25 protein-coding genes, 1 other RNA gene and 1 pseudogene are annotated in these 21,710 nt (G+C 65.2%); 19 read left to right on the forward strand and 8 right to left on the reverse strand.

What is annotated here, in order from left to right:
• Positions 1 to 120, forward strand: a pseudogene (locus VHL31_RS00140) (DDE transposase); the annotation flags it as partial.
• On the opposite strand, the gene VHL31_RS26550 reads toward VHL31_RS00140, so the two are convergent.
• The 4 genes from VHL31_RS26550 to VHL31_RS00155 form a co-directional block, all read right to left on the reverse strand.
• Positions 100 to 543: an AAA family ATPase gene (locus VHL31_RS26550; protein WP_349262317.1), complete on the reverse strand. Its 444-nt coding sequence runs from the start codon at positions 541 to 543 to the stop codon at positions 100 to 102. The pseudogene VHL31_RS00140 and the gene VHL31_RS26550 sit on opposite strands and share 21 nt — an antisense overlap.
• A gap of 248 nt (positions 544 to 791) precedes the next feature.
• Entirely contained in the window at positions 792 to 1,157 is a 366-nt protein-coding gene (locus VHL31_RS00145) for a type II toxin-antitoxin system VapC family toxin (protein WP_329659172.1), read from the reverse strand.
• Entirely contained in the window at positions 1,151 to 1,366 is a 216-nt protein-coding gene (locus VHL31_RS00150; RefSeq protein ID WP_329659173.1) for a ribbon-helix-helix protein, CopG family, read from the reverse strand. Before VHL31_RS00150 ends, VHL31_RS00145 begins: the two co-directional genes overlap by 7 nt.
• Positions 1,367 to 1,571: 205 nt before the next feature.
• Positions 1,572 to 2,318, reverse strand: a complete 747-nt coding sequence (locus tag VHL31_RS00155; protein ID WP_329659174.1) for a hypothetical protein — start codon at positions 2,316 to 2,318, stop codon at positions 1,572 to 1,574.
• Positions 2,319 to 2,654: 336 nt separating this feature from the next.
• Here VHL31_RS00155 and VHL31_RS00160 point away from each other — a divergent pair, with 336 nt between their 5' ends.
• A complete protein-coding gene (locus VHL31_RS00160) occupies positions 2,655 to 3,323 on the forward strand; it encodes a PRC-barrel domain-containing protein (protein ID WP_329659175.1) in 669 nt (222 codons plus the stop codon).
• A 668-nt stretch (positions 3,324 to 3,991) separates the two neighbouring features.
• Here VHL31_RS00160 and gap read toward each other — a convergent pair.
• Positions 3,992 to 4,999, reverse strand: a complete 1,008-nt coding sequence (gene gap, locus VHL31_RS00165; RefSeq protein WP_349262318.1) for a type I glyceraldehyde-3-phosphate dehydrogenase — start codon at positions 4,997 to 4,999, stop codon at positions 3,992 to 3,994.
• A 253-nt stretch (positions 5,000 to 5,252) separates the two neighbouring features.
• Here gap and VHL31_RS00170 point away from each other — a divergent pair, with 253 nt between their 5' ends.
• The 8 genes from VHL31_RS00170 to VHL31_RS00205 all read left to right on the forward strand — a co-directional run bounded on the left by VHL31_RS00170 (position 5,253) and on the right by VHL31_RS00205 (position 12,398).
• Positions 5,253 to 5,618, forward strand: a complete 366-nt coding sequence (locus VHL31_RS00170) for a hypothetical protein (RefSeq protein ID WP_329659177.1) — start codon at positions 5,253 to 5,255, stop codon at positions 5,616 to 5,618.
• Between the two features lie 5 nt (positions 5,619 to 5,623).
• Positions 5,624 to 5,971, forward strand: coding sequence for a cell division protein ZapA (locus VHL31_RS00175; protein WP_329659178.1), 348 nt, complete (start codon positions 5,624 to 5,626; stop codon positions 5,969 to 5,971).
• A gap of 10 nt (positions 5,972 to 5,981) precedes the next feature.
• Positions 5,982 to 6,139, forward strand: a non-coding RNA gene (ssrS, locus tag VHL31_RS00180) — 6S RNA.
• A 39-nt stretch (positions 6,140 to 6,178) separates the two neighbouring features.
• On the forward strand, positions 6,179 to 6,760 hold the full coding sequence (locus VHL31_RS00185) for a 5-formyltetrahydrofolate cyclo-ligase (protein ID WP_329659179.1): 582 nt from the start codon (positions 6,179 to 6,181) through the stop codon (positions 6,758 to 6,760).
• 32 nt (positions 6,761 to 6,792) lie between these two features.
• Entirely contained in the window at positions 6,793 to 7,611 is an 819-nt protein-coding gene (locus VHL31_RS00190; protein ID WP_329659180.1) for a TIGR00282 family metallophosphoesterase, read from the forward strand.
• A 29-nt stretch (positions 7,612 to 7,640) separates the two neighbouring features.
• Complete coding sequence (locus VHL31_RS00195; RefSeq protein WP_329659181.1) at positions 7,641 to 8,825, forward strand: class I SAM-dependent rRNA methyltransferase; 1,185 nt, start codon at positions 7,641 to 7,643, stop codon at positions 8,823 to 8,825.
• Positions 8,826 to 9,085: 260 nt separating this feature from the next.
• Entirely contained in the window at positions 9,086 to 11,071 is a 1,986-nt protein-coding gene (locus VHL31_RS00200; protein WP_329659182.1) for a peptidase domain-containing ABC transporter, read from the forward strand.
• A gap of 13 nt (positions 11,072 to 11,084) precedes the next feature.
• Positions 11,085 to 12,398 (forward strand): HlyD family type I secretion periplasmic adaptor subunit, encoded by a 1,314-nt coding sequence (locus VHL31_RS00205; RefSeq protein WP_329659183.1) that lies wholly within the window; start codon positions 11,085 to 11,087, stop codon positions 12,396 to 12,398.
• On the opposite strand, the gene VHL31_RS00210 is transcribed toward VHL31_RS00205, so the two are convergent.
• The 3 genes from VHL31_RS00210 to VHL31_RS00220 are packed head-to-tail and all read right to left on the reverse strand — an operon-like array spanning position 12,395 to position 14,603.
• Positions 12,395 to 12,739, reverse strand: a complete 345-nt coding sequence (locus VHL31_RS00210; protein WP_329659184.1) for a hypothetical protein — start codon at positions 12,737 to 12,739, stop codon at positions 12,395 to 12,397. The genes VHL31_RS00205 and VHL31_RS00210 overlap by 4 nt on opposite strands.
• On the reverse strand, positions 12,736 to 13,146 hold the full coding sequence (locus tag VHL31_RS00215; protein WP_329659185.1) for a hypothetical protein: 411 nt from the start codon (positions 13,144 to 13,146) through the stop codon (positions 12,736 to 12,738). Before VHL31_RS00215 ends, VHL31_RS00210 begins: the two co-directional genes overlap by 4 nt.
• The gene (locus VHL31_RS00220) at positions 13,143 to 14,603 is read right to left on the reverse strand and encodes a HAMP domain-containing sensor histidine kinase (protein WP_329659186.1); all 1,461 of its coding nucleotides are present in this window, start codon (positions 14,601 to 14,603) and stop codon (positions 13,143 to 13,145) included. Before VHL31_RS00220 ends, VHL31_RS00215 begins: the two co-directional genes overlap by 4 nt.
• Before the next feature lie 228 nt (positions 14,604 to 14,831).
• On the opposite strand from VHL31_RS00220, the gene rpmH reads away from it, so the two are divergent.
• The 9 genes from rpmH to VHL31_RS00265 all read left to right on the forward strand — a co-directional run bounded on the left by rpmH (position 14,832) and on the right by VHL31_RS00265 (position 21,705).
• Entirely contained in the window at positions 14,832 to 14,966 is a 135-nt protein-coding gene (gene rpmH / locus VHL31_RS00225; protein ID WP_329659187.1) for a 50S ribosomal protein L34, read from the forward strand.
• Between the two features lie 17 nt (positions 14,967 to 14,983).
• Positions 14,984 to 15,328 (forward strand): ribonuclease P protein component, encoded by a 345-nt coding sequence (gene rnpA, locus VHL31_RS00230; RefSeq protein ID WP_329659188.1) that lies wholly within the window; start codon positions 14,984 to 14,986, stop codon positions 15,326 to 15,328.
• Complete coding sequence (yidD, locus tag VHL31_RS00235; RefSeq protein ID WP_329659189.1) at positions 15,325 to 15,585, forward strand: membrane protein insertion efficiency factor YidD; 261 nt, start codon at positions 15,325 to 15,327, stop codon at positions 15,583 to 15,585. Before rnpA ends, yidD begins: the two co-directional genes overlap by 4 nt.
• Before the next feature lie 21 nt (positions 15,586 to 15,606).
• Positions 15,607 to 17,331 carry a membrane protein insertase YidC gene (gene yidC / locus VHL31_RS00240; protein WP_329659190.1) on the forward strand — a complete coding sequence of 575 codons (1,725 nt, stop codon included), beginning with the start codon at positions 15,607 to 15,609 and terminating at the stop codon, positions 17,329 to 17,331.
• On the forward strand, positions 17,328 to 17,993 hold the full coding sequence (yihA, locus tag VHL31_RS00245; RefSeq protein ID WP_329659191.1) for a ribosome biogenesis GTP-binding protein YihA/YsxC: 666 nt from the start codon (positions 17,328 to 17,330) through the stop codon (positions 17,991 to 17,993). Before yidC ends, yihA begins: the two co-directional genes overlap by 4 nt.
• Positions 17,994 to 18,040: 47 nt before the next feature.
• Positions 18,041 to 18,928 (forward strand): acetylglutamate kinase, encoded by an 888-nt coding sequence (argB, locus tag VHL31_RS00250; protein WP_329659192.1) that lies wholly within the window; start codon positions 18,041 to 18,043, stop codon positions 18,926 to 18,928.
• Between the two features lie 80 nt (positions 18,929 to 19,008).
• Positions 19,009 to 19,818 (forward strand): metallophosphoesterase, encoded by an 810-nt coding sequence (locus VHL31_RS00255; RefSeq protein WP_329659193.1) that lies wholly within the window; start codon positions 19,009 to 19,011, stop codon positions 19,816 to 19,818.
• 16 nt (positions 19,819 to 19,834) lie between these two features.
• On the forward strand, positions 19,835 to 21,046 hold the full coding sequence (locus VHL31_RS00260; protein WP_329659194.1) for a BtaA family protein: 1,212 nt from the start codon (positions 19,835 to 19,837) through the stop codon (positions 21,044 to 21,046).
• On the forward strand, positions 21,043 to 21,705 hold the full coding sequence (locus tag VHL31_RS00265) for a class I SAM-dependent methyltransferase (RefSeq protein ID WP_329659195.1): 663 nt from the start codon (positions 21,043 to 21,045) through the stop codon (positions 21,703 to 21,705). Before VHL31_RS00260 ends, VHL31_RS00265 begins: the two co-directional genes overlap by 4 nt.
• Positions 21,706 to 21,710: the final 5 nt, after the last annotated feature.

Raw genomic sequence — 21,710 nt, forward strand, 5'->3', positions numbered from 1 at the left:
CTCAGCCAGTCCCGGCGGCTGTGCAGGGACTATGAGTGGCTACCTCAGACAAGCGAAACCATGATCTACGCTGCCATGAGCCGGATCATGCTCAAAAGGCTAGCAAGATCCACAGCTTAAGCATTTGAAAACCGTTTCTAGTCCGCCTGCCTTTCCATCTTCAGCCCAAGCCTTTAGTTCCGGATCCCAAGTTTTTCGCTGTGCATCCCCACTCGCGTTCCATTCCCATCGACTTCGTACAACAAGCAGGTCACCGGTAAGTACCTTCCACCTTTCTGCAACATTGCCGGTACCTTCAGGAATATGAACGTCGAGTTCCACTACTGAAGACACCCCATCTGCAGCCCACCGGCAGCGATCTCGTTCAATGTTAAACCTGCTTGGAGTATGCGCTAGTTCATATGCACGTAGAATAGTCGATTTTCCTGAGTTGTTCTTTCCTACCAAGCATACGACATCATCTAGTTCAACTGCAACACCTTCTTCCCCTATACATCCCAAGTTCTTCACGAATATCTTCAGAAGCTTGGAACGCCTGGACAATGGCCTCTCCCTTTCGCGTCTTCGGCTAAGCTATAGGAAGGAGAGACAACAGATCAACATCTTTGCTAATCTTGGCGTCGGTCTTGTATTGCGGATGTAAAACGGTTCAATGGAGACATTTAGCAAGTCGCTCAGTCGCAGCCTTCTGATCTTTTGGATGACGTCGATGTAGGCAAAGAGACGCATCAGTGTTCGCGTGGGGTAGACGGGCCGGGTCTCGCGTTCCAGATTGCTTTTAATTGAGCGCATCATATAGTGTAGGGTACACGCACCCCCGGATCGTCAGCCGGAAAGTCCTTGTTGTTGCGTGTCACAAGCAGCAGCCCATGTATTTGGGCAGTCGCCCAGATGATTGCATCTGGCAGCTTGATTCGAAAGCTTCGCCGCAGTTCCACCGCCTGCCCTGCCACGCGCTCCTCAATGCCGATCACGTCGAACGCGTGCAGGAACTGATGAGTGACAGCCTGCAGGTCGGGGGCGGCTCCGATCATGACCTCCATCCAGGTGACGACACTGATCGCCTTCCCGCTGTAGCGCCCGAGTTCGACACGAGCCTCCGGGACAGCACTGAGGTAGTCGATCAGGATGTTGGTGTCGAACAGCGCCTTCACCATTCGCGGCGCAGCTTTTCCTCGTAGGCGAGGCCGTCCTGCCTGCGGTCCCCCCACAGCCCGAAAGCATCGTCCAACTGCCTGTTCCGCTGCTTGGCCAGGAAGTCGTCGATGGCTTGGCGAATGAGGGCTGCCCGCGACTGCCGCTCGGCCTTCGCCAGCTCATCGAGTGCTTGAACCTGCGCCTCCCCAAGATCGACCAGCGTCCGCATTCCTGTCTCCATGATAGCTGATATCTTCAGCATATATCATTGATATGCAGCTCGACAATCTCGGCTGCGTGAGCGGTACGGGGGTCAGGCTGGCGCTGCGAACACTCGTGAGGCTGCAGTACCATCGGCCTCGGAAGTACAAGTCTTCCGAGGCCCCGAGCGAACGCGGCTGGCGACCATGCCAGCCGCGGTCGCACTGCCCCTCCTACTTCCCCGAACTCGGCTTGATCGCCGGAATCGAGTGCAGGTACACATAGATCGCCAGCAGGTCGCGCTCGATCATGTTCTTGTAGACCGGCCAGGGCATGACCTGGAGGATCCCGCCCCCGTCCGGATCGTGGCCCGTGCGCATTGCCTGGCGGAACGCGCTGTAGGAGAGCCCGGCCGGCCGGCCGTTCTTGTAGGGCGTGAGGTTCGGCGAGGTGAACGGGCCGAACTGGTTCCCCCCAGCGAGGTAGCCCTTGGTGTTGACCTTTGTCGGCTGCCCCTGGAACGGGTCGCCGCCCGGTGCGTAGGGCGGATTGGTGTGGCAGTCGTTGCAGCCGCCCACGCCGTTGACGATGTAGCTGCCAAGGCCGATCAGGGCGCGGTTGCGGTTCCCGACGTTCAGCTTGACCGGTGCGATCGCGTAGCCCTGCTTGATGCGGGCCGTGTCGTCGTCGGCTCCAGCCGCCCCAGGCAGGCCCGCCATCCCCAGCGCCGCGGCGCCGGCCATCGCGACATGCCGCCAGCCCCGTTTCTTCGTCTGCATCGCCATCGTTTCCCTCCCGGTGAGGCGGACCGCCAGCCGACCCGCACGCCCCCCGGAACACGCCTGGCAGACCATGCCGGACAGGTGCCCCGTTCCTGCCGCCAGCCCCGGACCATTGTCCGGCAGCGACCGACGACCAAAGGGAACCCGAGCGCCGAACCGCTCCTCCAGGCCGAAACTCCCGAAAGGCTTCATCTTCATGATCGACCCTGCACCGCGGGAAATCTTCCGTCAACGATGAGAACCATTCCAAGAAGAACGGCAAAGGCGCGCTTCCTCCTGTCGGTTTTCTTCTTCCGGAACCGGGCCCTTACTCGCCGGCGACCCGCTGCCGCCCCGACCACGGATCGCCGGGTGGGCAGATCTCGCACCCGGGCATTCGCACCGTGCCATTTCCTGCCTCATTCCCCGGCAGGCCGTCCGCGCCTGATCACTCCCGGCCTACGAGATCAGGGCGGAACTCCACTGTGGATTCACCGTTCCCCAAGAGCTCCATCGAACCAGTTTGACTCACGGGCTTACAAGGGAGAACGGATCATGAAGCGGTTGCTACTCCTTTCCACGGCCATGCTCGGCTTTGCAATGGCCCCTGCCCTGGCGCAGGAAACGGCGCCGGCTCAGCCTGCCGATCCGGCGCAGCAGACGACGGTTCCACCTGTCGCCGACCCGGCCGCGCCCGCCGCCGATCCCGCCGCTCCGGCCGCCGACATGGCAGCGCCCGCCACGGAGGAGGCGGCACCCACCACCGATGCCCCGGAGCCCACGCCGGTGCCGGAGCAGCAAGAGGGCGAGGTCCGCGCGGAGAGCCTGATGGGCGTGGACGTGACCAATGGCCAGGACACGATCGGCCAGGTGTCGGACCTAGTCGTGACGGAGGACGGCCAGGTCCAGGCGATCGTGGTGGGCGTCGGCGGCTTCCTTGGCATCGGTGAGAAGCTCGTCGCCCTGGACTGGGAAAGCGTCAAGCTGACCCGGCAGGATGATGACCGCACCTTCGAGGTGTCGGCGACCCGGGAAGAGCTCGAGCAGATGCCGGCATACAGGACGCTGGAGGACAAGGAAGCCGAGGCGGCCGCCCAGCGTACCCAGCAGCAGATGGACCAGGGCGGGGGCGCCATGCCGGGCACGGCAGCCCCAGGTACGGCGGCGCCGGGCGCGACCACCGCGCCGGCGGCACCGGCCGCCCCGGCGACAACCAACCCGTGACGCCGGGAGGATAGCGATCCGTCAGGGTGCGCCGGGCGGCATAACCGTCCGACGCGCCTCGTCCCCGCCATAGCGCTCCCGGTTCCGTGTCCGCCCATGTCCTTCGCGCGCAATGCTGTCTGGCGGGACGGCATGCGGCACCATCGGAAAAACGGGGTCAGATCCTGCAGCTTGCGGCCAGCGAACCCGCACGACCATCGGTCGGGTTGACCCGCCACCGGGTCCGTCACATCCGGTCGACCTTCGCTCTCCGGCAAGGTCGATGATCATGGCATCCGGACAGGCGGATCTGCTAGAGTTCAGGACCAAGAACCAAGAATGCCAGGGCCATGATCCTGACCATGCACCGCCGACACTCGCATCACCCTCACCTCCCGAACCGGTCCTCGGATGAAGGCTGCGCCGATACATGGACAGGCCGCACCAGCGACGTGCGCCGCACGCGCACACCAAATCTGCATGAACGAACCCGAGGGCTTGAGGACATCTGCACGTCGGAATCGCACGAACGAACCCGAGCCCGCCGCTCGTCCTCTGCCTCGACAGCCGACCGACAGCAGCCACAAGTTCAGACGTCAGAATGGCATGAACGAACCCGGGAACGGCTTCACCAAAAACACGAACGGCCGCCTGAAAGGCGGCCGTCGCAACAGGTTAGGAGGTAAAGCTCAGAGAGTGCCGAAGACGGCGGCCGTATCGCTCATCCGGCAGGAGAAGCCCCACTCGTTGTCGTACCAGGACGCCACGCGGACAAGCTGGCCCTCCAGCACCTTGGTGGCCTTGAGGTCGACAGTGGAGCTGTGCGGGTCGTGGTTGAAGTCGATCGAGACCAGCGGCTCCTCGATGACGCCCAGGATGCCCTTGAGCGGGCCGGCGGCGGCAGCGGCTTTGAGCGCGTTGTTGATCTCCTCCACCGAGGTTTCGCGGCCGGGCACGAAGGTCAGGTCGACCAGCGACACGTTCTTGGTCGGCACCCGGATCGCGACACCGTCCAGCTTGCCCTTCAGCTCCGGCAGGACCAAGCCCACCGCCTTGGCGGCACCGGTCGAGCTGGGGATCAGCGATTCGGTGGCGGCACGGGCGCGGTAGAGGTCCTTGTGGAACACGTCCAACAGGTTCTGGTCGTTGGTGAAGCTGTGCACCGTGGTCATATGGCCGCGCACGATGCCGACCGTGTCGTGCAGCACCTTGGCGACGGGCGCCAGGCAGTTGGTCGTGCAGGACGCGTTGCTGATGACGGTGTGCTCGGGCTTCAGGTCCTGGTGGTTGACGCCAAAGACGACCGTGAGATCGGCGCCATCGGCCGGGGCCGATACGATCACCTTCTTCGCCCCGGCACCCAGATGCCCGGATGCCTTCTCCTTGGAGGTGAAGATGCCCGTGCACTCCATGACGATGTCGGCGCCCACCGCGTCCCAGGCGAGCTTGGCCAGATCACGCTCAGCGGTGACGCGGATGGGACCGGTGCCGATGTCGAGCTTGTCGCCCTCCAGGGTCACCTTGCCCGGGAACCGGCCATGGACGCTGTCGTAGCGCAGGAGGTGCGCGTTCGTGCCGGCAGGGGCCAGGTCGTTGATCGCCACGACCTGGACGTCCTGCCGCCCGCTCTCGGCGATTGCGCGCAAGACGTTGCGCCCGATGCGGCCGAACCCGTTGATGCCGATCCTGACGACCATCATTGTTCCCATTCGGTTGACGGGCCGGCCATGCCATCGTGCCGGCGCGAGCTTGTGTTGATCCGGGGCCTGTCCGCCGCTTCGCGGCGCGACGGCTGCCCCGGCGTCGGTCCCGACGCCCTTATCATGCGCTCCGGCCAGCCCGGAAGCGCCCTGGCGCCACCTGAGCTAGCGCGATCCCTGCCGGCGGCAACGGAGCCGTGCCCTTGCGGCCGGATGGAGCCCTTGCGGCTGAATGCCGTGCAGCCGATCGTTGACGTGCCGCCTCAGGCTCGGCAAGACCTCGGTAGGTGTGCAAACCCAGGCGAAGGGAGCCGGTGCGCGGCAGATGTCACCGATGGATGCCGCCAAGGCAAGACTGGACAAGGCGCTGGCGCGGTTGACCGAGGAGGTGACCGCGAACACGGCCAGGGCCGCCCTCGGCACGGGCGGCGTGGACCATGCGACCCACCAGGCGCTCAGCCGGGATTACGAGCTGCTCCGCGACGAGCGGGACGAGCTGGCAGCACGCTTGCGGGCGGCCGAGGAGCGCCTGGCTGCGCTGGGGCGGGATGCGGACGAACTGACGCGGCGTCTCGATGGCGCCATCGCGCGCGTCGAACGCCTGATGGAAAGCTGACCGACATGGGCATGGTCGAGGTGACGGTGAACGGTCGCACGCACACGGTGCAGTGCGATGACGGCCAGGAGATCCGGCTGAAACGGCTGGCGCAATATGTGGATGGCCGGGTCCGTGAGCTGGGCGGGGGCAATGGTAGCATCGGCGACCTGCGCCTGCTCGTCCTCACCAGCCTGATCATCGCCGACGAGCTGTCGGATGCTTACGACGAGATCAAGCGGCTGCGCACGGCGCTGGCCGAGACGTCGAAGACCGGCGAGCAGCGCCTGACCGACGAATTGCAGCGCGTGGCCGAACAGATCGAGCGTCTGGCTGCTGCCTGCCACCTTGCGGAACCCCCTGCCACACCATAGATTGAGCATGGCGGCGCTGCCCGGTTCGTTTGCTTTCCACTATATGCGCCTGGGCCTTCGTTCCAATCGGGAGCTGTCCCTGATGTGACCGTGGTCACGTTACATGGCGCCCACCTGCGTAGCAGGTCCCAGGAACAACCGGATCGCGACGGCCATGGTGGCGTCGCCGCTTCTCTCCTCCTTCCCGTGCCCGCGGACGGCTCATCCTTGACCACTGCCGCCGCCGACAAGTCCAGCTGGCGCCAAGCGCTGATCAAGCGCCGGGCCACCCTGCCCGCAGACATGGCCGCCCGCGACAGCCTCCTGGCCGCACGGCGGCTGCTGGCCCGGGTCGACCTGTCTGGCGATCCGGTCGTATCGGCCTTCTGGTCCTTGGAGGGGGAGATCGACACCAGGCCTGTGCTGCAGGCCCTCCAGGCGCTGGGGATCGTTACCGCGCTGCCCCGCATGCAGGGCCGTGGCCGCCCCTTGGTCTTCCACCGCTGGGCGCCGGGCGACCCGCTCCAGCCGGGCCCCTTCCAGGTGATGCAGCCGTCCCCGGACGCTCCGCACGTGATCCCCGCCATCATGCTCACCCCCCTCCTCGCCTTCGACGCCGCAGGCTACCGGCTCGGCTGGGGTGGCGGGTTCTACGACCGCACGATCGCCGAGCAGCGTGCCCGTGGTGGGCCGCTCCAGGTCGTGGGCTATGCCTTCGCCTGCCAGGAGGTCGAGCAGGTGCCACGCGAGCCGTTCGACCAGCGCCTCGACCTGGTGGTGACGGAACGGGAAACGCGGCTTATCCACTGACCGCCGCGGCTGGTCTTCGCCGGAGCTCCATCTTGCGCATCTTGTTCGTTGGCGATGTTGTTGGCCGTGCCGGACGCGCGGCCATCGAGCTGTACCTGCCCAAGCTCCGGGAGGAGCTGGCGCTCGACGCCGTGGTAGTGAACGGCGAGAACGCCGCGGGCGGCTATGGGCTCACCGCAAAGATCGCGAACCAGTTCTTCGAGCTCGGCGCCGACCTGATCACGCTCGGCAACCATGCCTGGGATCAGCGCGAGCTGATCGGCCATATCGCAACGGAACCGCGGATCGTCCGTCCGCTGAACATGGCCCCAGGCGCGCCTGGCCAGGGCATCGGCGAGGTGCGGACGGCTGCCGGTGGGCGGCTGGTCGTGATCCAGGTGCTGGGGCGGCTGTTCATGGGCTTGGCCGACGATCCGGTTCGCGCGATCGAAGCGGAGCTGGAGCGGCTGGAGCTCGGCAAGGATGTCCAGGCGATCCTGATCGATGTCCATGCGGAGGCCACCAGCGAGAAGCTGGCGCATGGCCACCTCTTCGATGGCCGCGTCAGCGCCGTGGTTGGCACCCATACCCATGTGCCGACCGCCGATGCCCGCCTCCTTGCAGGCGGCACCGCCTTCATGACGGATGTCGGCATGACCGGCGATTATGACAGTGTGATCGGGATGGACAAGCATGCCTCGATCGACCGCTGGCGCTCGCCGCTGCCGGGCAGGAAGATGGAGCCAGCCCAAGGTGAGGCGACCTTCTGCGCCGTCCTGATCGAGACGGACGAGCGCAGCGGGCTCGCTGTCCGGATCGAGCCCGTCCGCCTGGGCGGCGCCATGCCTGCCGCCATGCCTGCCATTCGCTAGCTATCCCTCACGAACGATCGAGCGCCGCCATGTCTCTTCCCATGATCCACGTCCTGCCCGATCACGAGCGTCGCCTGCGCGCGGGCTCGCCCTGGATCTACAGCAACGAGATCAAGCCCGAGCCGTCCCTGCGCTCGCTGGAGCCAGGTGCCCTGGTGAAGGTCGCGTTCGCGGATGGGAAGGCCTATGGCCTCGCCCACTACAACCCGCACTCCCTGATCGCGGCACGCGTCCTGACCCGGTCGCGCGACGTCGAGATCGGCCCGGCCTTCTTCGAGCGGCGCTTCGCCCGCGCCCTCTCCCTGCGTGCGCTCCAGTTCGACGAGCCCTACTACCGCCTGGCGCACGGCGAAGCGGATGGCCTGCCGGGACTGATCGTGGATCGCTACGGTGAGACGGTGGTGGCGCAGGTGAACACGGCCGGCATGGACAAGGCCCAGGAGGCGTGGCTGACGGCGCTGGATCGCGTGCTCTCGCCGGAGCGGATCGTCTTCAGGGGCGACGCGCCCGTCCGGACGCTGGAAGGGCTCCCGGAGGACGTGCGGGTGGTCAAGGGACCGGAGGACAGCCCGACCTTTGCGGTCGAGGATGGACGGCGCTTCGTGGTGGACCCGATCGGCGGGCAGAAGACCGGCTGGTTCTACGACCAACGGGCGAATCATGCCTTCGCAGCCCGCTTCGCCAGGGGCCGTGACGTCCTCGATGTCTACTCCTATGGTGGCGGTTTCGGCCTTGCCGCCGCCGCTGCCGGTGCCAGGTCGGTGCTGCTCGTCGACCGTTCGCAGGCCGCGCTCGACAACGCGGCCGCCAGCGCCGCGTTGCAGGGCGTCAACGCCTCCTGCACGTTCCAGCGTACCGACGCTTATGCGGCGCTGGACGGGCTCAAGAAGGATGGCCGCAAGTTCGGCCTCGTCATCTGCGATCCGCCTGCCTTCGTGAAGTCGAAGAAGGACCTGAAGCCCGGCTTGAAGGGCTACCGGAAGCTGGCGCACGCAGGGGCAAGCGTGGTCGCCGACCAGGGCTTCTTCGCGATCTCCTGCTGCTCGCACAATGTCGACGCGGAAGCGTTCCTCTCGGAGGTCTGGGCCGGAATCAGGGATGCCGGGCGGGGTGGCCGCGTCTTGCATAGGGCAGGCGCCAACTCTGACCATCCGATCCACCCGGCGCTCGTCGAGACCGTCTACCTCAAGTTCATCGTCTGGGTCCTCGACTGAGGGTCGTGCCAATCAGCTTTAACTCAACCATTAATGTTGCAACCGGACAGGTTTCTCGCCTAATTGGTGGCATGGCTTCGTGCCGTTCCGCATGTTGGGCGAGGTTCGATGTCGACGACCAAGATGCGTCCTGCCGTCACCGACGGTGGAGACACCCCGCCAGACCTGCTTCTGACGGCCTTTTCCAGGCTGTCCGCCATGTTGGAACGGCCGGTCGGCTAGCCGAGATGCGGGCGGCCGCCCCGATGCCGGATGGTCCCGTGGATACGCGCCATGTCGCACGCATGGCGCACCGCCTGGGCTTCGAAGTCGCCGTTATGCCACCTTCCAGGCGCAATCTTGCGGGCCTGCCCGTACCCTTTCTCGTGGTGGGCAAGGAGGCTGAGCGGGCGTGGATCGTCCGTTCGCGCAACGGCGGCGACCTCGTCCTGATCGACGTCGTAAGCGGAACCGCAAGCAGTCACGACGCGCAGGCAGTCGCCGGCCTCTGCTCCGAGGTTCTGGCCATGAGGCTGGAAGACAAAGCCGGAGAAAGGGGTTCCTGGCGCACCGGACTGATCCACCGCCTGCGCCCGGTGATTGCCGAGATCGTGCTGGCGTCCGTGGTCATCAACCTGATCGCGCTGGCGGCACCACTGTTCATGATGGTCGTCTACAATAAGGTGGTCAGCCAGGAAGCGCTGGCGACCCTGGACGTGCTCACGATCGGCATGATGGTACTCGTGCTGTTCGAGCTGACCCTGCGTGCCGTGCGCTCGCACATCGCCGCTCATACGGGCGCCCGAATGGACGCGGCGCTCGGGGCCGAGGTGATGCATCATGTCGTGCGCCTGCCCTTCCGCATGTTCGAGCAGATGTCTGCCGGACAAATGGTCGAACGCCTTCGTCAGCTGGAGCCGATCCGGAGCTTCTTCACATCGCAGATGCCGCTGGTGGTGGTCGATCTCGGCTTCTCCGTCCTGTTCATCGGCACGGTGTTCACGCTCGATCCCCGGCTGGGGCTGACGCTTGTTGCGGTCATTCCCCTGTTCCTCCTCCTTTCCTGGATCGCCCACCAGCGACAGTCAGGCCTTCTGCGCGCCCATTTCCGTGCCCAGGCGTCGAAGGCCGCTGCCATGGGCGAAACGGTCGCGAACGCCCTGACGGTGAAGTATCTCGGGCTCGAACCGGAATTGGAGCGACGGTTCGAGCGCCGTCTTGCCGAGAGCGCCTGGACCGGCTTCCGCGCAGGCGACATCGCCGGTCTTGCCGGGGCCGTCGGGTCGGCCCTCCAGCAGGTTGCCGCGCTGGCGCTGGTCTATGTCGGTGCTCGCGCCATCGTGGCCGGCGAGCTCTCAACGGGCGTCCTCGTGGCTGTCAGCATCCTGGCGGCCCGGGCGCTCGCTCCCCTCCGCCAGATCTTCGCGGCCTGGCGCGAGTTGCAGACCGTGCGCGAGGCATTCGCGCGGCTGGACACGCTGATGAACGAGCCGATCGAGGGGACAGACGCCAGCGGCCAGGGCGATGTCAGGCTGGAAGGACGACTGAAGCTGGAGGGGGTCACCTTCGGCTATCACGGGGATGGCCACCCTGCCGTCGACGACGTCTCTTTCGAGGTCGAGCCAGGCAGGATCCTCGGAGTGACCGGCGCCCCCGGGTCAGGTAAGAGCACGCTGATCAAGCTCCTCCTGGGGATCGAGGCACCGACCAGGGGCCGGGTGATGATCGACGATTTCGACGTGCGGCGGCTGAGCCCGTCGGTCTACCGGTCGCAGATCGGCGTGGTTCCCCAGGACGTCCAGCTGTTCGCCGGCACGATCGCCGAGAACATCACGATAGGTGCGCCGGACAAGAGCTTCGCGCGCGTGGTCGCGGCTTCGCGCTTCGTCGGGCTGCACGAGGCCGTCCAGCGGCTCCCGGAGGGCTATGACACGCGCCTCGGTGACCGCGGCACCGGCCTCTCGACAGGACAGCGCCAGCTGGTGGCGATCGCGCGGGCGCTGGTGCGCAACCCGCGCATGCTGGTCCTGGACGAAGCCACCAGCTCGCTCGACACCGCGACCAAGGAGATGTTCCTCACCAACCTGCGCCGTGCGGCCGCCGGCCGCACGATCGTGTTCGTGACCCATCGGATCGCCGCCCTCGGCATGTGTGACCAGGTGCTGCTCATGCAGCATGGTCGGGTCGCGCGGATCGGCGAGCCCGCCGAGATCATCGCCCACCTGTCCGGGCGCGGCGGACGGACGAACCTGCACGCTGTTTCCTGAGGAGCCAACGTTCATGGCGCTGATCGCCCGCTGGACCGATTTCCTGCCGGACGCACAAGGACTGATGGAGCGCCGTGCGTCGCCACTGGCCCGCATCCTCGTACTCGCGATCACCGGCATGTTCGGCGTGATGCTCTGCTGGATGGCATGGGCGGAAGTGGAACAGGTCGTCCGGGCGGAAGGCCAGATCGAGCCCCAGGGCCGCGCCAAGATCATCAACCATTCAGGTGGCGGCAAGGTCGCCGAGATCCTGGTGCGGGAAGGCGATCATGTCGCGGCCGGCACGATGCTGGTGCGGTTCGATCCAGAGGTCAGGCTGGGGGAGAGAGCCGACATGCGGGCGCGCCTGACAGCTGCCACGGCGTCGATCGCGCGGCTGGAAGGCGAGGCCGAGAACCGGGAGCCGGCCTTCCCGGCGCTGCTGGCCGAGGCCGATCCCATGCTGGTGCAGGAGGAGCGGAGGCTGTCGGATGCCCGCGCGGACCTGATGGCCACGGCAAAGCAGGCGCTGGACGAACAGATCCGGGCGAAGGCCGCAGATACGAAGGCCGCCGCCGCCGAAATCGCGAGGCTGCGCAACAGCCTGAGCCTTCAGCGGCAACAGCTGGACGCCGTGCGTGAGCTTGCTGCCAAGGAGCTCTATCCCCGGATGAAGCTGGTCGCCGTCGAGCAGCAGGTCGCGGAACTGGCTGGCGAACTCGCGAAGGCCGAGCAAAGGCTGGTCACCGCCCGGGCGGAACTGGATGAAACCCGCGCCCGCTTGGCCGCCGTCGATACCGAGCGCCGGTCCCGCGCCCTTGGCGAGCTGACTGCCCTTCGTGCCGAGCGCGACAGGCTGGTGCGGCTCCTGCAGACGCAGGACACGCTCCTGCAAGGCCTGACAGTCACGGCGCCCGTAGCCGGCTTCGTGCAGGAGTTGCAGGTCAGCGCGGCTGGCCAGTCGGTGGCGGCGAACCATCCGATCATGAAGCTCATCCCTTCCGACGAAGGTCTCGTTGTTGCCGCCCGCGTGCGCAACGCCGATGTCGGACATCTCACCGAAGGCATGCCCGCCCGGATCAAGGTGCACGCCTTCGACTTCGTCCGGTTCGGCGCCATCAACGGCCGCCTGCAGAAGATTGCCTCCGATGCCCGCCGGATGGACCCGGATACGGAGCCGGTCTACGCGGTCACCGTCGTCACCGACGATGAGGCTGGAGAAGCAGGCCGCAGGATCCAGCCCGGTATGCTCGTCGACGTGGAGATCCAGGTCGGCAAGCGCACGGTGCTGGACTACCTGACCGACAGGCTGAGGCGGATTGGCGACGAAGCCTTCTCCGAGCTCTAGCGGTGATCGCCCGTCATCGCGACCACCTGTCCCTGCGACAGGGTGAAGGTCCGCGAGGCAAAGCCATTGCAGGTGTTGCCGAACGTGTCGCTGTCGGTTCGCCGATCCTTCCAGTAGTAGCGCACGTTCAGCACCAAACGATCCGGCGTGTTCTCCACCACTTCCGTATCGGTCACCGTCATGTCAGGCACAAGGCAACGCCCTCCCTCTTCCCAGGCGTGATATCGGTAATAGCGCTCGATCGTCGCGATCGCATTCGGATGGTTGGGAACGGGCTGAACCGACGCGCAGGCCGTAAGGGACAGGGCCGTCATCACGAGCAGACCCGAGATCGACTTCATCGACGCTGTTCCCCGGTCATCGACTGGACCTGCAGCCCGTTCGGGCCCTTGGCAATGGTGAACAGCCTTTCGTTGAACCCGACACAAGTGCTGGATCCGCCCAGTCCGGGAAATCTATTGTAGTCGACGTTCCGGTCGTCCTGCCATGCATAGCGGACTTCCATGACAATCTTCTCCGGCGTTTCTTCAACAACCCGCCATCGGGTGACCGACATCGTGGGCAGGACGCATCTCGCACCTTCTTCCCATGCGTTGTCGCGATAATAGCTCTCTATCTTCCAACGCAGGTCCGGGTAGGGCCCGAGGTCGTTCATGCCAGCGCAACCTGCAAGAAGCATCGCGCCCACGACCAGCGATACTAGCCTTGGCAGGAAACCGTTCCAGCCGTTCGGCCGGCTTTCGATCATGCCGCGTTCTCCCGCTGCCCCATGCGCTGCAGCGCCGGCTCGCGCTGAGGAAGCTTCAACCTGAAGGTGGTACCTCCTGGACCTGTTTCCAACAACTCGATTTCGCCGCCATGCGCCCGCATGATCTCGCGCACAATGGCCAGGCCCAGCCCGCTTCCGCCCAGCTTCTCCTTGGTGCGGAACGGGTGGAACAGCCACTGCAGCGTGCCGTCAGACACGCCCGGCCCGTTGTCGCACACGTCGATCCAGACCTGCTGGCTGTCGCCACGCCGCGCGCGCAATCTCACCCAACTGTCCGGCCGGTCGGCGAGGGCCTCGTAGGCGTTCCTGATCATGTTCTGCAGCACCCGGAACATCTGGTCCCGGTCTCCATGGACGACGAGGTCACCCGCGATCTCCAAATAGAGCTGGATCGGGCGCGCCCGCGGCGGCGGGGTCGCATCATCCACTTCCTGGGCCAACCGGAGAAGGCTGAAGTCGGTCTCCACCATCCTCGGCTTCTCATCGCGAGCGAAACGCAGCACGTCGATGCAGAGCCGCGTGGCCCGCTCGAGACTGTCGATCAGCCGCGGCGCAACCCGCCGCACGTCCGGATCCTGGCTGTGCTCCAGGCTGTCGGACAGGAGCACGGCCGTCGACAGCATGTTGCGCAGATCATGGTTCACCCGGCTGACGGCGGCACCGAGGGTCGCCAGCCTGGTCTGCTGGCGCAGCGAGCGCCGCACTTCCGTGCGCATCTCGTCGACCGCCTTCTCCAGGTCGCCGATCTCGTCAGTGCGGCCGCTCGGCGGGTGGTCGGTGCTCTCGTCCTCCGGATCGGCGTGAAACGCGGTCACCTCACGGGCGATCCGGCCGAGCGGTTTGACGATCAGTTCGTCCAGCGTGAGCACGAGTGTCCAACCCAGGAGCAGCGTGATGAGGACCGACACGACCGCCATGTCGATGGCATGTCGCAGCGTCTGTCGACGCAGTTCCTCGTCGGTCGTGAAGGCCTCGACGACCCAGCCTGGCCTAACGGGCGAATTCTGGAAGAGCACGATCTGGCGCTGGCCGCCGTTGAAGATCAGATCCAGGGCGTCGATGACCTTGGTCGCGATCGAAGGTGGATCGTCGAGGTTGAAGGTGTCTTCGATCTGGCTGCGCGCAAAGATCCTCCCGACCGTCCATTCCGCGTCCTCCGACCTTACGATCATGCCGCCGCTGCGTGCCTGCATCAGCAGGTTCTGGACTTCGGGTGCCGCCACGTCGAACGGCCACGGCCGGATGATCGCAATGGCATCGGCGACGAGCATGTCCTGGGACATGTGGCGCTCAAGACGCTCGTAGCGATAGATGGCGACAGACCAGACCAATACCGCCAGTTCAACACAGACGAGGATAGCTACGACCAACAGGATGATCTTGAGCTTGAGGCTCCGGAAGAACGGATACCTGGTTCTATTGCCGGTTCGCTGCACCGAAATCTTCCGACCCATCGCCATTAAGCATGAGGATAAACTCGCGTTCGACCAACGCAAGAGCCGGACCAAGTGGTCTTATTCGGCCGAGGCCAAGTGCGATCGTCATTTGACAAGATCTGGGCACGCCCCTATCAGCACCACCACGTCGCCGGTGCTAGCCGACGACGCTGGTTGCGTCGTGCTCGACGCAGCGCCCTATCCTCCTAAACATGTCGAGTGACGCTCGTGAAGCGGACCTATCAGCCCAGCAAGCTCGTGCGGAAGCGCCGTCATGGCTTTCGCGCCCGTATGGAAACGGTCGGAGGCCGCAAGGTCATCGCCCGCCGTCGTGCGCGCGGCCGGAAGCGCCTGTCCGCCTGATCGCCCGGCTTGAACGCGTGGCCGCCATCGTCGTCCTGCAAAAGCGCCCCGACTTCCTGAGGGTGGCCAAAGGTCGTCGCTGGCATGGTGCCGGCATGGTAGTTCAATTCGCCGCGCGCGCCGTTCCCGATCAGTCTATCGGGGTCGGGTTCACGGCGAGCCGCAAGGTTGGCGGTGCCGTCGTGCGGAACCGGAGCAAGCGGCGCCTGCGCGCCATCGTGCGAGAACTGGTGCCGCAAGCGAAGATCGAGGGAACGGACATCGTCCTGATCGCTCGTCCGCAGACGGCTACCCTTCCCTTCACCATGCTCCGGAACGATCTTTCCGCTGCACTGGCCAAGATCGAGGGAAGCCGGTGGTGAACCCGGGCAAGATCATAGGGGCTATCCTGTTTGGCAGCTGGCGCGTCCTCGTGTCACCGCTGCTAGGGCCAGCCTGCCGCTTCGAGCCGACCTGCTCCCGCTATATGCAGCAGGCGATCGAGACCCACGGCGTGCTGAGCGGCACAAGGTTGGGGATCGTGCGCCTGTGTCGATGCCATCCCTGGGGCGGCTTCGGCTTCGATCCTGTGCCACCGCGTCGGAATCCTCCGGTCTGCACGACCGGCCAACGCATCTGATCGCCTGGAGACCGAGCTTAGATGGGCGACCAGCGCAACCTCATCGTCGCGATTGTGTTTTCCGTCGCGATCATTCTGGGGTTCCAGTATTTCTACGAGCTGCCACGCCTCAAGCGTGCGCAGGAGCAGCAGGCTCAGAGCGTCGAGCAGCTGGCAGCTGGTCTGCCCGCCAACCAGACGACAGCCACGCCGGCGGTTCCCGGGAGCGCACCGGCCGCGGCGGCGGCCGCCAGCGAGGAAGTGCCGCGGGTACGGATCGACAATGGCAGCCTGCACGGCACGGTGTCCCTGAAGGGCGGCCGGATCGATGACGTCAAGCTCGCCCAGTACCACGAGACGGTCGACCCCCGTTCGCCCGAGATCACCCTGCTCACGCCTACCCGCGGCGAGGGAGCCTATTTCGCCGAGTTCGGCTGGGTTCCGGACCAAGCGGCGCCGGTTGCTGTTCCCGGTGGGGATACTCTCTGGCAGGCCGAGGGCGAGCAGATCGGTGCCGGCCGTCCGGTGACGCTAAGCTGGGAGAATGGCGAGGGTCTGACCTTCCGCAAGTCGTTCGCGCTTGACCAGGACTTCATGTTCACGGTGAAGCGCAGCGTCACCAATGACACGGGCGCACCGGTCACGCTGCGTCCATACGGACTTCTCAGCCGCTGGGGTACACCGCCCACGCTCGGCTACTACATCCTTCACGAGGGCCCGATCGGCGTCTTCCAGGAAAGGCTGAACGAGCCGAACTACAGCGACATCGTGGAAGCGCCGCAGGAGTTCGAGACGACAGGTGGCTGGCTCGGCTTTACCGACAAGTACTGGCTGACCTCACTCGTCCCGCCGCAGGACAGCCAAGTCAAGGCAACGTTCCGGCACGTGAAGGACGGCGCGCTGGACAAGTACCAGAGCGACTATCTCGGTGCCGCCATGACGGTGGCGCCCGGGCAGACGGTGGAGATGACCGAGCACCTGTTCGTGGGTGCGAAGGAAGTGAACCTCCTGGACCGCTACAGCGAGGAGCTGAATATCCCGCTGTTCGACCGGGCCGTCGATTTCGGCTGGTTCTATTTCCTGACCAAGCCCTTCTTCCACATCCTGAACTGGCTCTACCACGCCACCGGCAACTACGGCATCGCGATCCTGGGCCTGACCCTGCTGGTCAAGATCGTGCTCTTCCCGCTGGCGAACAAATCCTACAAGTCGATGAGCGCCATGAAGGCGCTGCAACCGGAGATGGAGAAGCTGCGTGAGCGCTTCTCCGACGACCGGACCAAGATGCAGCAGGAACTGATGGCCCTCTACAAGCGGGAGAAGGTCAACCCGGTCTCCGGCTGCCTGCCCATCGTCGTGCAGATCCCGGTCTTCTTTGCACTCTACAAGGTGCTGTTCGTTTCCATCGAGATGCGCCACGCGCCGTTCTTCGGCTGGATCCACGACCTGTCGGCGCCTGATCCGACCACGATCTTCAACCTGTTCGGTCTGATTCCCTGGAATCCCCCGGCCTTCCTCATGATCGGCATCTGGCCGCTCATCATGGGCGCCACGATGTTCATCCAGCAGAAGCTGAACCCGCAGCCACCGGACCCGCTGCAGGCCAAGCTGATGCAGTACCTGCCGCTGATCTTCATCTTCATGTTCGCGACGTTCCCGGCCGGCCTCGTGATCTACTGGGCCTGGAACAATACCCTCTCCGTCGCGCAGCAGTGGTACATCATGAAGCGTCACGGCAAGCCGACGCCGGCACCGGCCAAGACGTGAACGCTATCCAGCCTTCCGACGAGGAGGCGGCCCGTCTGGAAGCTGGTCGCCTCCTGTTCGCGCAGAACATCGTGTTCATGCGCGGTGTGGCTGATCTGGACCAGCTTCCGCCTGCTGACTGTCCCGAGATTGCGTTCGCCGGCCGCTCCAATGTCGGCAAGTCCAGCCTCATCAACGCGCTGGTGAACCGCAAAGACATGGCCCGGGCGTCCAACACGCCCGGCCGGACCCAGGAGTTGAACTTCTTCGACCTGGGCCAGCGCCTGATCCTGGTCGACCTGCCGGGCTACGGCTATGCGGCCGCTCCCAAGAGCAAGGTCGACGCCTGGAAAAGACTGGTCACGCGCTACCTGGCGGGCCGCGCGACACTGACCAGAGTCTGCATCCTGATCGACGCCCGCCATGGATTGAAGGACGTCGACACCGACACCATGACGGTCCTGGCCAAGGCAGCGGTCCCTTTCCAGTTGGTGCTCACCAAGGCTGACCAGCTGAAGAAGTCGGCGCTCGCCGACCGGATCCTGGAAGTGACCGAGGCGATCCAGCGCCGGATCGGCGCCTTGCCGACGCCGATCGTGACAAGCTCCCAGGACGGCACCGGCATCCCGGAACTGCGAGCCGAGCTTGCCTCGCTCGCTGCACCGAAGGTGGATAAGATCTGACGCATGGCCGGCAATGGCCCGGCGCTAGATGGATGGAAGACGTGCCCATGACGCCGGACGTTCACCAGGTCGCTCGCACGCTGATCGAGGCGCTGCCCTATATGCGGCGCTACCAGGACGCGGTCATGGTGATCAAGTATGGCGGCCATGCCATGGGCGACACGGAAGCCGCGCGGGACTTTGCGCGGGACGTCGTGCTGCTCAAGCAGGTCGGCATCAACCCGGTGGTGGTCCACGGGGGCGGGCCGCAGATCAAGGCGATGCTGGACCGCCTTGCCATCCGCTCTGAGTTCATTGATGGCCTGCGCGTAACCGATGCCGCCACTGTCGAGGTGGTGGAGATGGTTCTGGCCGGCAAGATCAACAAGGAGATCGTGACGGCGATCCAGGCAGCCGGCGGCCGAGCGGCAGGCGTCTCCGGCAAGGACGGCCGCCTCATTCAGGCCCGCAAGGTCACGCGCACCCGCCGCGATCCCGACAGCAACATCGAGCAGGTGCTGGATCTGGGCTTCGTCGGCGAGCCAGAGTTCATCGACCGCACCCTCATCGACGTCTTCACCGGCACAGATATCATTCCGGTCATCGCACCGATCGGCGTTGGGGCGGACGGCGAGACCTACAACATCAATGCCGATACGGCGGCAGGCGCCGTGGCGGGTGCACTGGCTGCACGCAAGCTGCTGATGTTGACTGATGTCCGCGGGGTGCTCGACGGGGCGAAGCAGCTGATCCCCACGCTGAGCGCGGAGCATGCGCGGCAGCTGATCAGTTCGGGGGTCATCGCCGGTGGCATGATCCCCAAGGTGGAGACCTGCCTCCAGGCGGTCGACCTTGGCGTGGACGCCGCAGTAGTCCTGGACGGAAGGGTACCGCACGCCATCCTCCTCGAACTGTTCACCGAGGGCGGGTTCGGCACGCAGATCGTCCGGTCCTGAGACGGTAACCCTGCCGTCGTCGCATCGTCATCGAACGTCGGTACAGGCACATCCGAGCCCGAAAACCGGATGGAATGGCGTTGCCGACCACCGTTCTCGATCGGACCAGCCACCTCGATACCAAGGGCACCGGTGCCAGTGCACCATGCGCCATCCGGGAGGCGCTGCTTCCCCTGGCACTCAGCGGGCGGCTCGACAGCCTGATCGTTTCGGACCTTCATCTGGGCCTGCGCGGCAGCCGGTCCGCAGAGCTCCTGAAGCTTCTGAATACGCTCAGGTTCGACCGGCTGATCCTGCTCGGGGACATCCTCCATGATGCCACGGTGCGGCGCCTTTCGGGCGACGACTGGGCACTCATCTCTTTTCTGAGGCATCTGCAGCATCGCCCCGATGCACCGGCGGTGCTGCCAGTCCTGGGCAATCATGATCGCAAGTGCGGCGACCTGCTGGCGCGGTTGCTCGACCGGCCAGTTGCCGATTCGGTCAGCTGGACGCATGCCGGGCGACGCTTCCTCGCCATCCATGGCGACCTGTTCGACCGGTTCGTCACCCGCAATCGCCGAACCGCACAGGCCGTTTCCTCGCTCTTCGAGTTCTGCCACCGGCGCCTGTCCAGGGACGGAAGCTGGCCGCATGCCGCCGACCAGTTGCACGTCCGCTGGACGGGACTCGGCCGGAAGATGGCGGACGCGGCGCTGGCTCATGCCAAGACGAACGGCGCCGACGTGATCTTCTGCGGGCACAGCCATGAGCCTTATGCGCGCTCGGACGGTGCAGGCGGCCCGGGGGGGCACCTGACCTACCTCAATACCGGCGCATGGCTCGGGCTTCGGCCGAGCTTCGTGACCGTGGCTGGCGATGGCAGTGCCCGGCTGCACCAGTTCGCTTGATGAAAGGAACGATGTGATGAACAGCGCCTTGGTCAGAACCGCGGCCGAGGGTCACGGTCAGGGAGCCAAGCGCGCCCTTCTGGACCGGCTCTTTACGGTCGCGTTCGACGACTTGGTCTACACGCAGATCTGGGAGGACCCGGAGGTCGATCTCGATGCCATGCAATTGGCACCGGGCATGACGATTGCCAGTATCGCCTCGGCCGGCTGCAATCTCCTGGCCTATCTGTCCGCAGACCCGGCCAGGATCGTGGCCGTCGACCTGCTGGACGGGCATCTGGCCCTCCTTGAACTGAAGCAGGCAGGGCTGCGGCACCTTGAGGTCCCAGAACTGCATCGCTTCTTCGGTGATGCCGGCCATCCGGTGAACCTGAAGCTGTACGACCACAAGCTGCGGCCGCATCTGAGTTCGTCGGCCCGGCAGTTCTGGGAGCGGCGGTCGAGATTTGGCCGCCGCCGGATTGACCGGTTCGGGATTGGGTTTTGGACGCATGGCCTGCTCGGCCGCTTCATCGGGTTCGTGCATTTGGTCGCCAAGCTGCACGGCGTCGATCCTCGCGAGCTACTGGCCTGTCCGGACATCGAAGCGCAGCGAAACTGGTTCGACGCGAACATCCGGCGGACGCTCCGCGCACCGCTTCTCCGCTTCCTTCTCGAGCGCCCCGCCACCTTCTTCGGCTTAGGGGTGCCGCCCGCCCAGTTCGAGGCGATGAAGGCGGAAACCGGTTCGATGGTGCAGAGCATCGAGGAACGGCTGGAACGCCTCGCCTGCATGGTACCGCATCGTGACAATCCTTTCGCCTGGCAGGCCTTTGGCCGAAGCTATGGGCAGGACGAGCCAATCCTTCCGATGTGGCTGCAGGAAGCCCATCTGCCGGCCATCCGGTCAAGGCTCGACCGTATTGATGCCCTGCAGCAGGATTTGACCGAGCGACTTCGTGGCGAGCCGGCCTGCTCCATCGACCGGTTCGTCCTACTCGATGCGATGGACTGGATGAGCGATAGCCGCCTGACAGAGCTCTGGAGCCAGATCGAGCGGACGTCGAAGGCGGACGCGAGGGTCATCTTCCGGACTGCTGGCGCCAAGAGCATCATCGAAGATCGCCTGCCCGCATCCATCATGGCCGGGTGGCGCTATGAGCGTGCCAGAAGCGCCGACCTGTTCCGACGCGACCGATCGGCGATCTATGGCGGGTTCCATCTCTATGTAAGGCAGGCCGACGCATGAGCATCAGCAGCACAGCCGACGTCGCCAGCCGCATGGACCGAATGTATCGATACCAGCGCTACATCTACGACCTGTCGCGCAAATACTTCCTGCTCGGCCGTGATCGACTGCTGGCATCCATCCCGGTGAAGCCGGGCGATGCTCTGCTGGAGGTGGGGTCGGGTACCGGCCGCAACCTCGTGGCGCTGGCAAGGTTGCATCCCGAGCTTTCACTCTACGGGATCGACGCTTCACGGGCCATGATCGACACCGCCAGTATCGCTGCCAGGCGCGCCGGTGTCGCCGGCCGGATCCGGCTGGGCTTTGGGGTCGGTGAGCAGGCCGATGCGCGCAACCTCGGCAGGCCCAGCGGCTTTGATCACGTCCTGTTCTCCTACGCGCTCAGCATGTTCGATGACCCCATTTCGGCCTTGGATCGGGCGATCAGCCTGCTGGCGCCTGGAGGCACCCTGTATGTCGTCGATTTCTCCGACCAGCGGGACCTTCCGCCCTGGTTCCGCCGCGCACTGGAGGCCTGGCTTGAGCGCTTTGGCGTCCGGCACCGGCCGGAAGTAGCCGTGCATCTGCGAGGGCTTGCTTCAGCCGGCCGCGGCAGCTTCGGCTTTCAATCGGTTGCCCGCCGGTATGCGGAAATCATCACCTTCCGGCCGGCCATCTGACCGGC

The organism is Geminicoccus sp. (genome assembly GCF_036263595.1).
In the GTDB taxonomy this organism is placed as follows: Bacteria; Pseudomonadota; Alphaproteobacteria; order Geminicoccales; family Geminicoccaceae; genus Geminicoccus.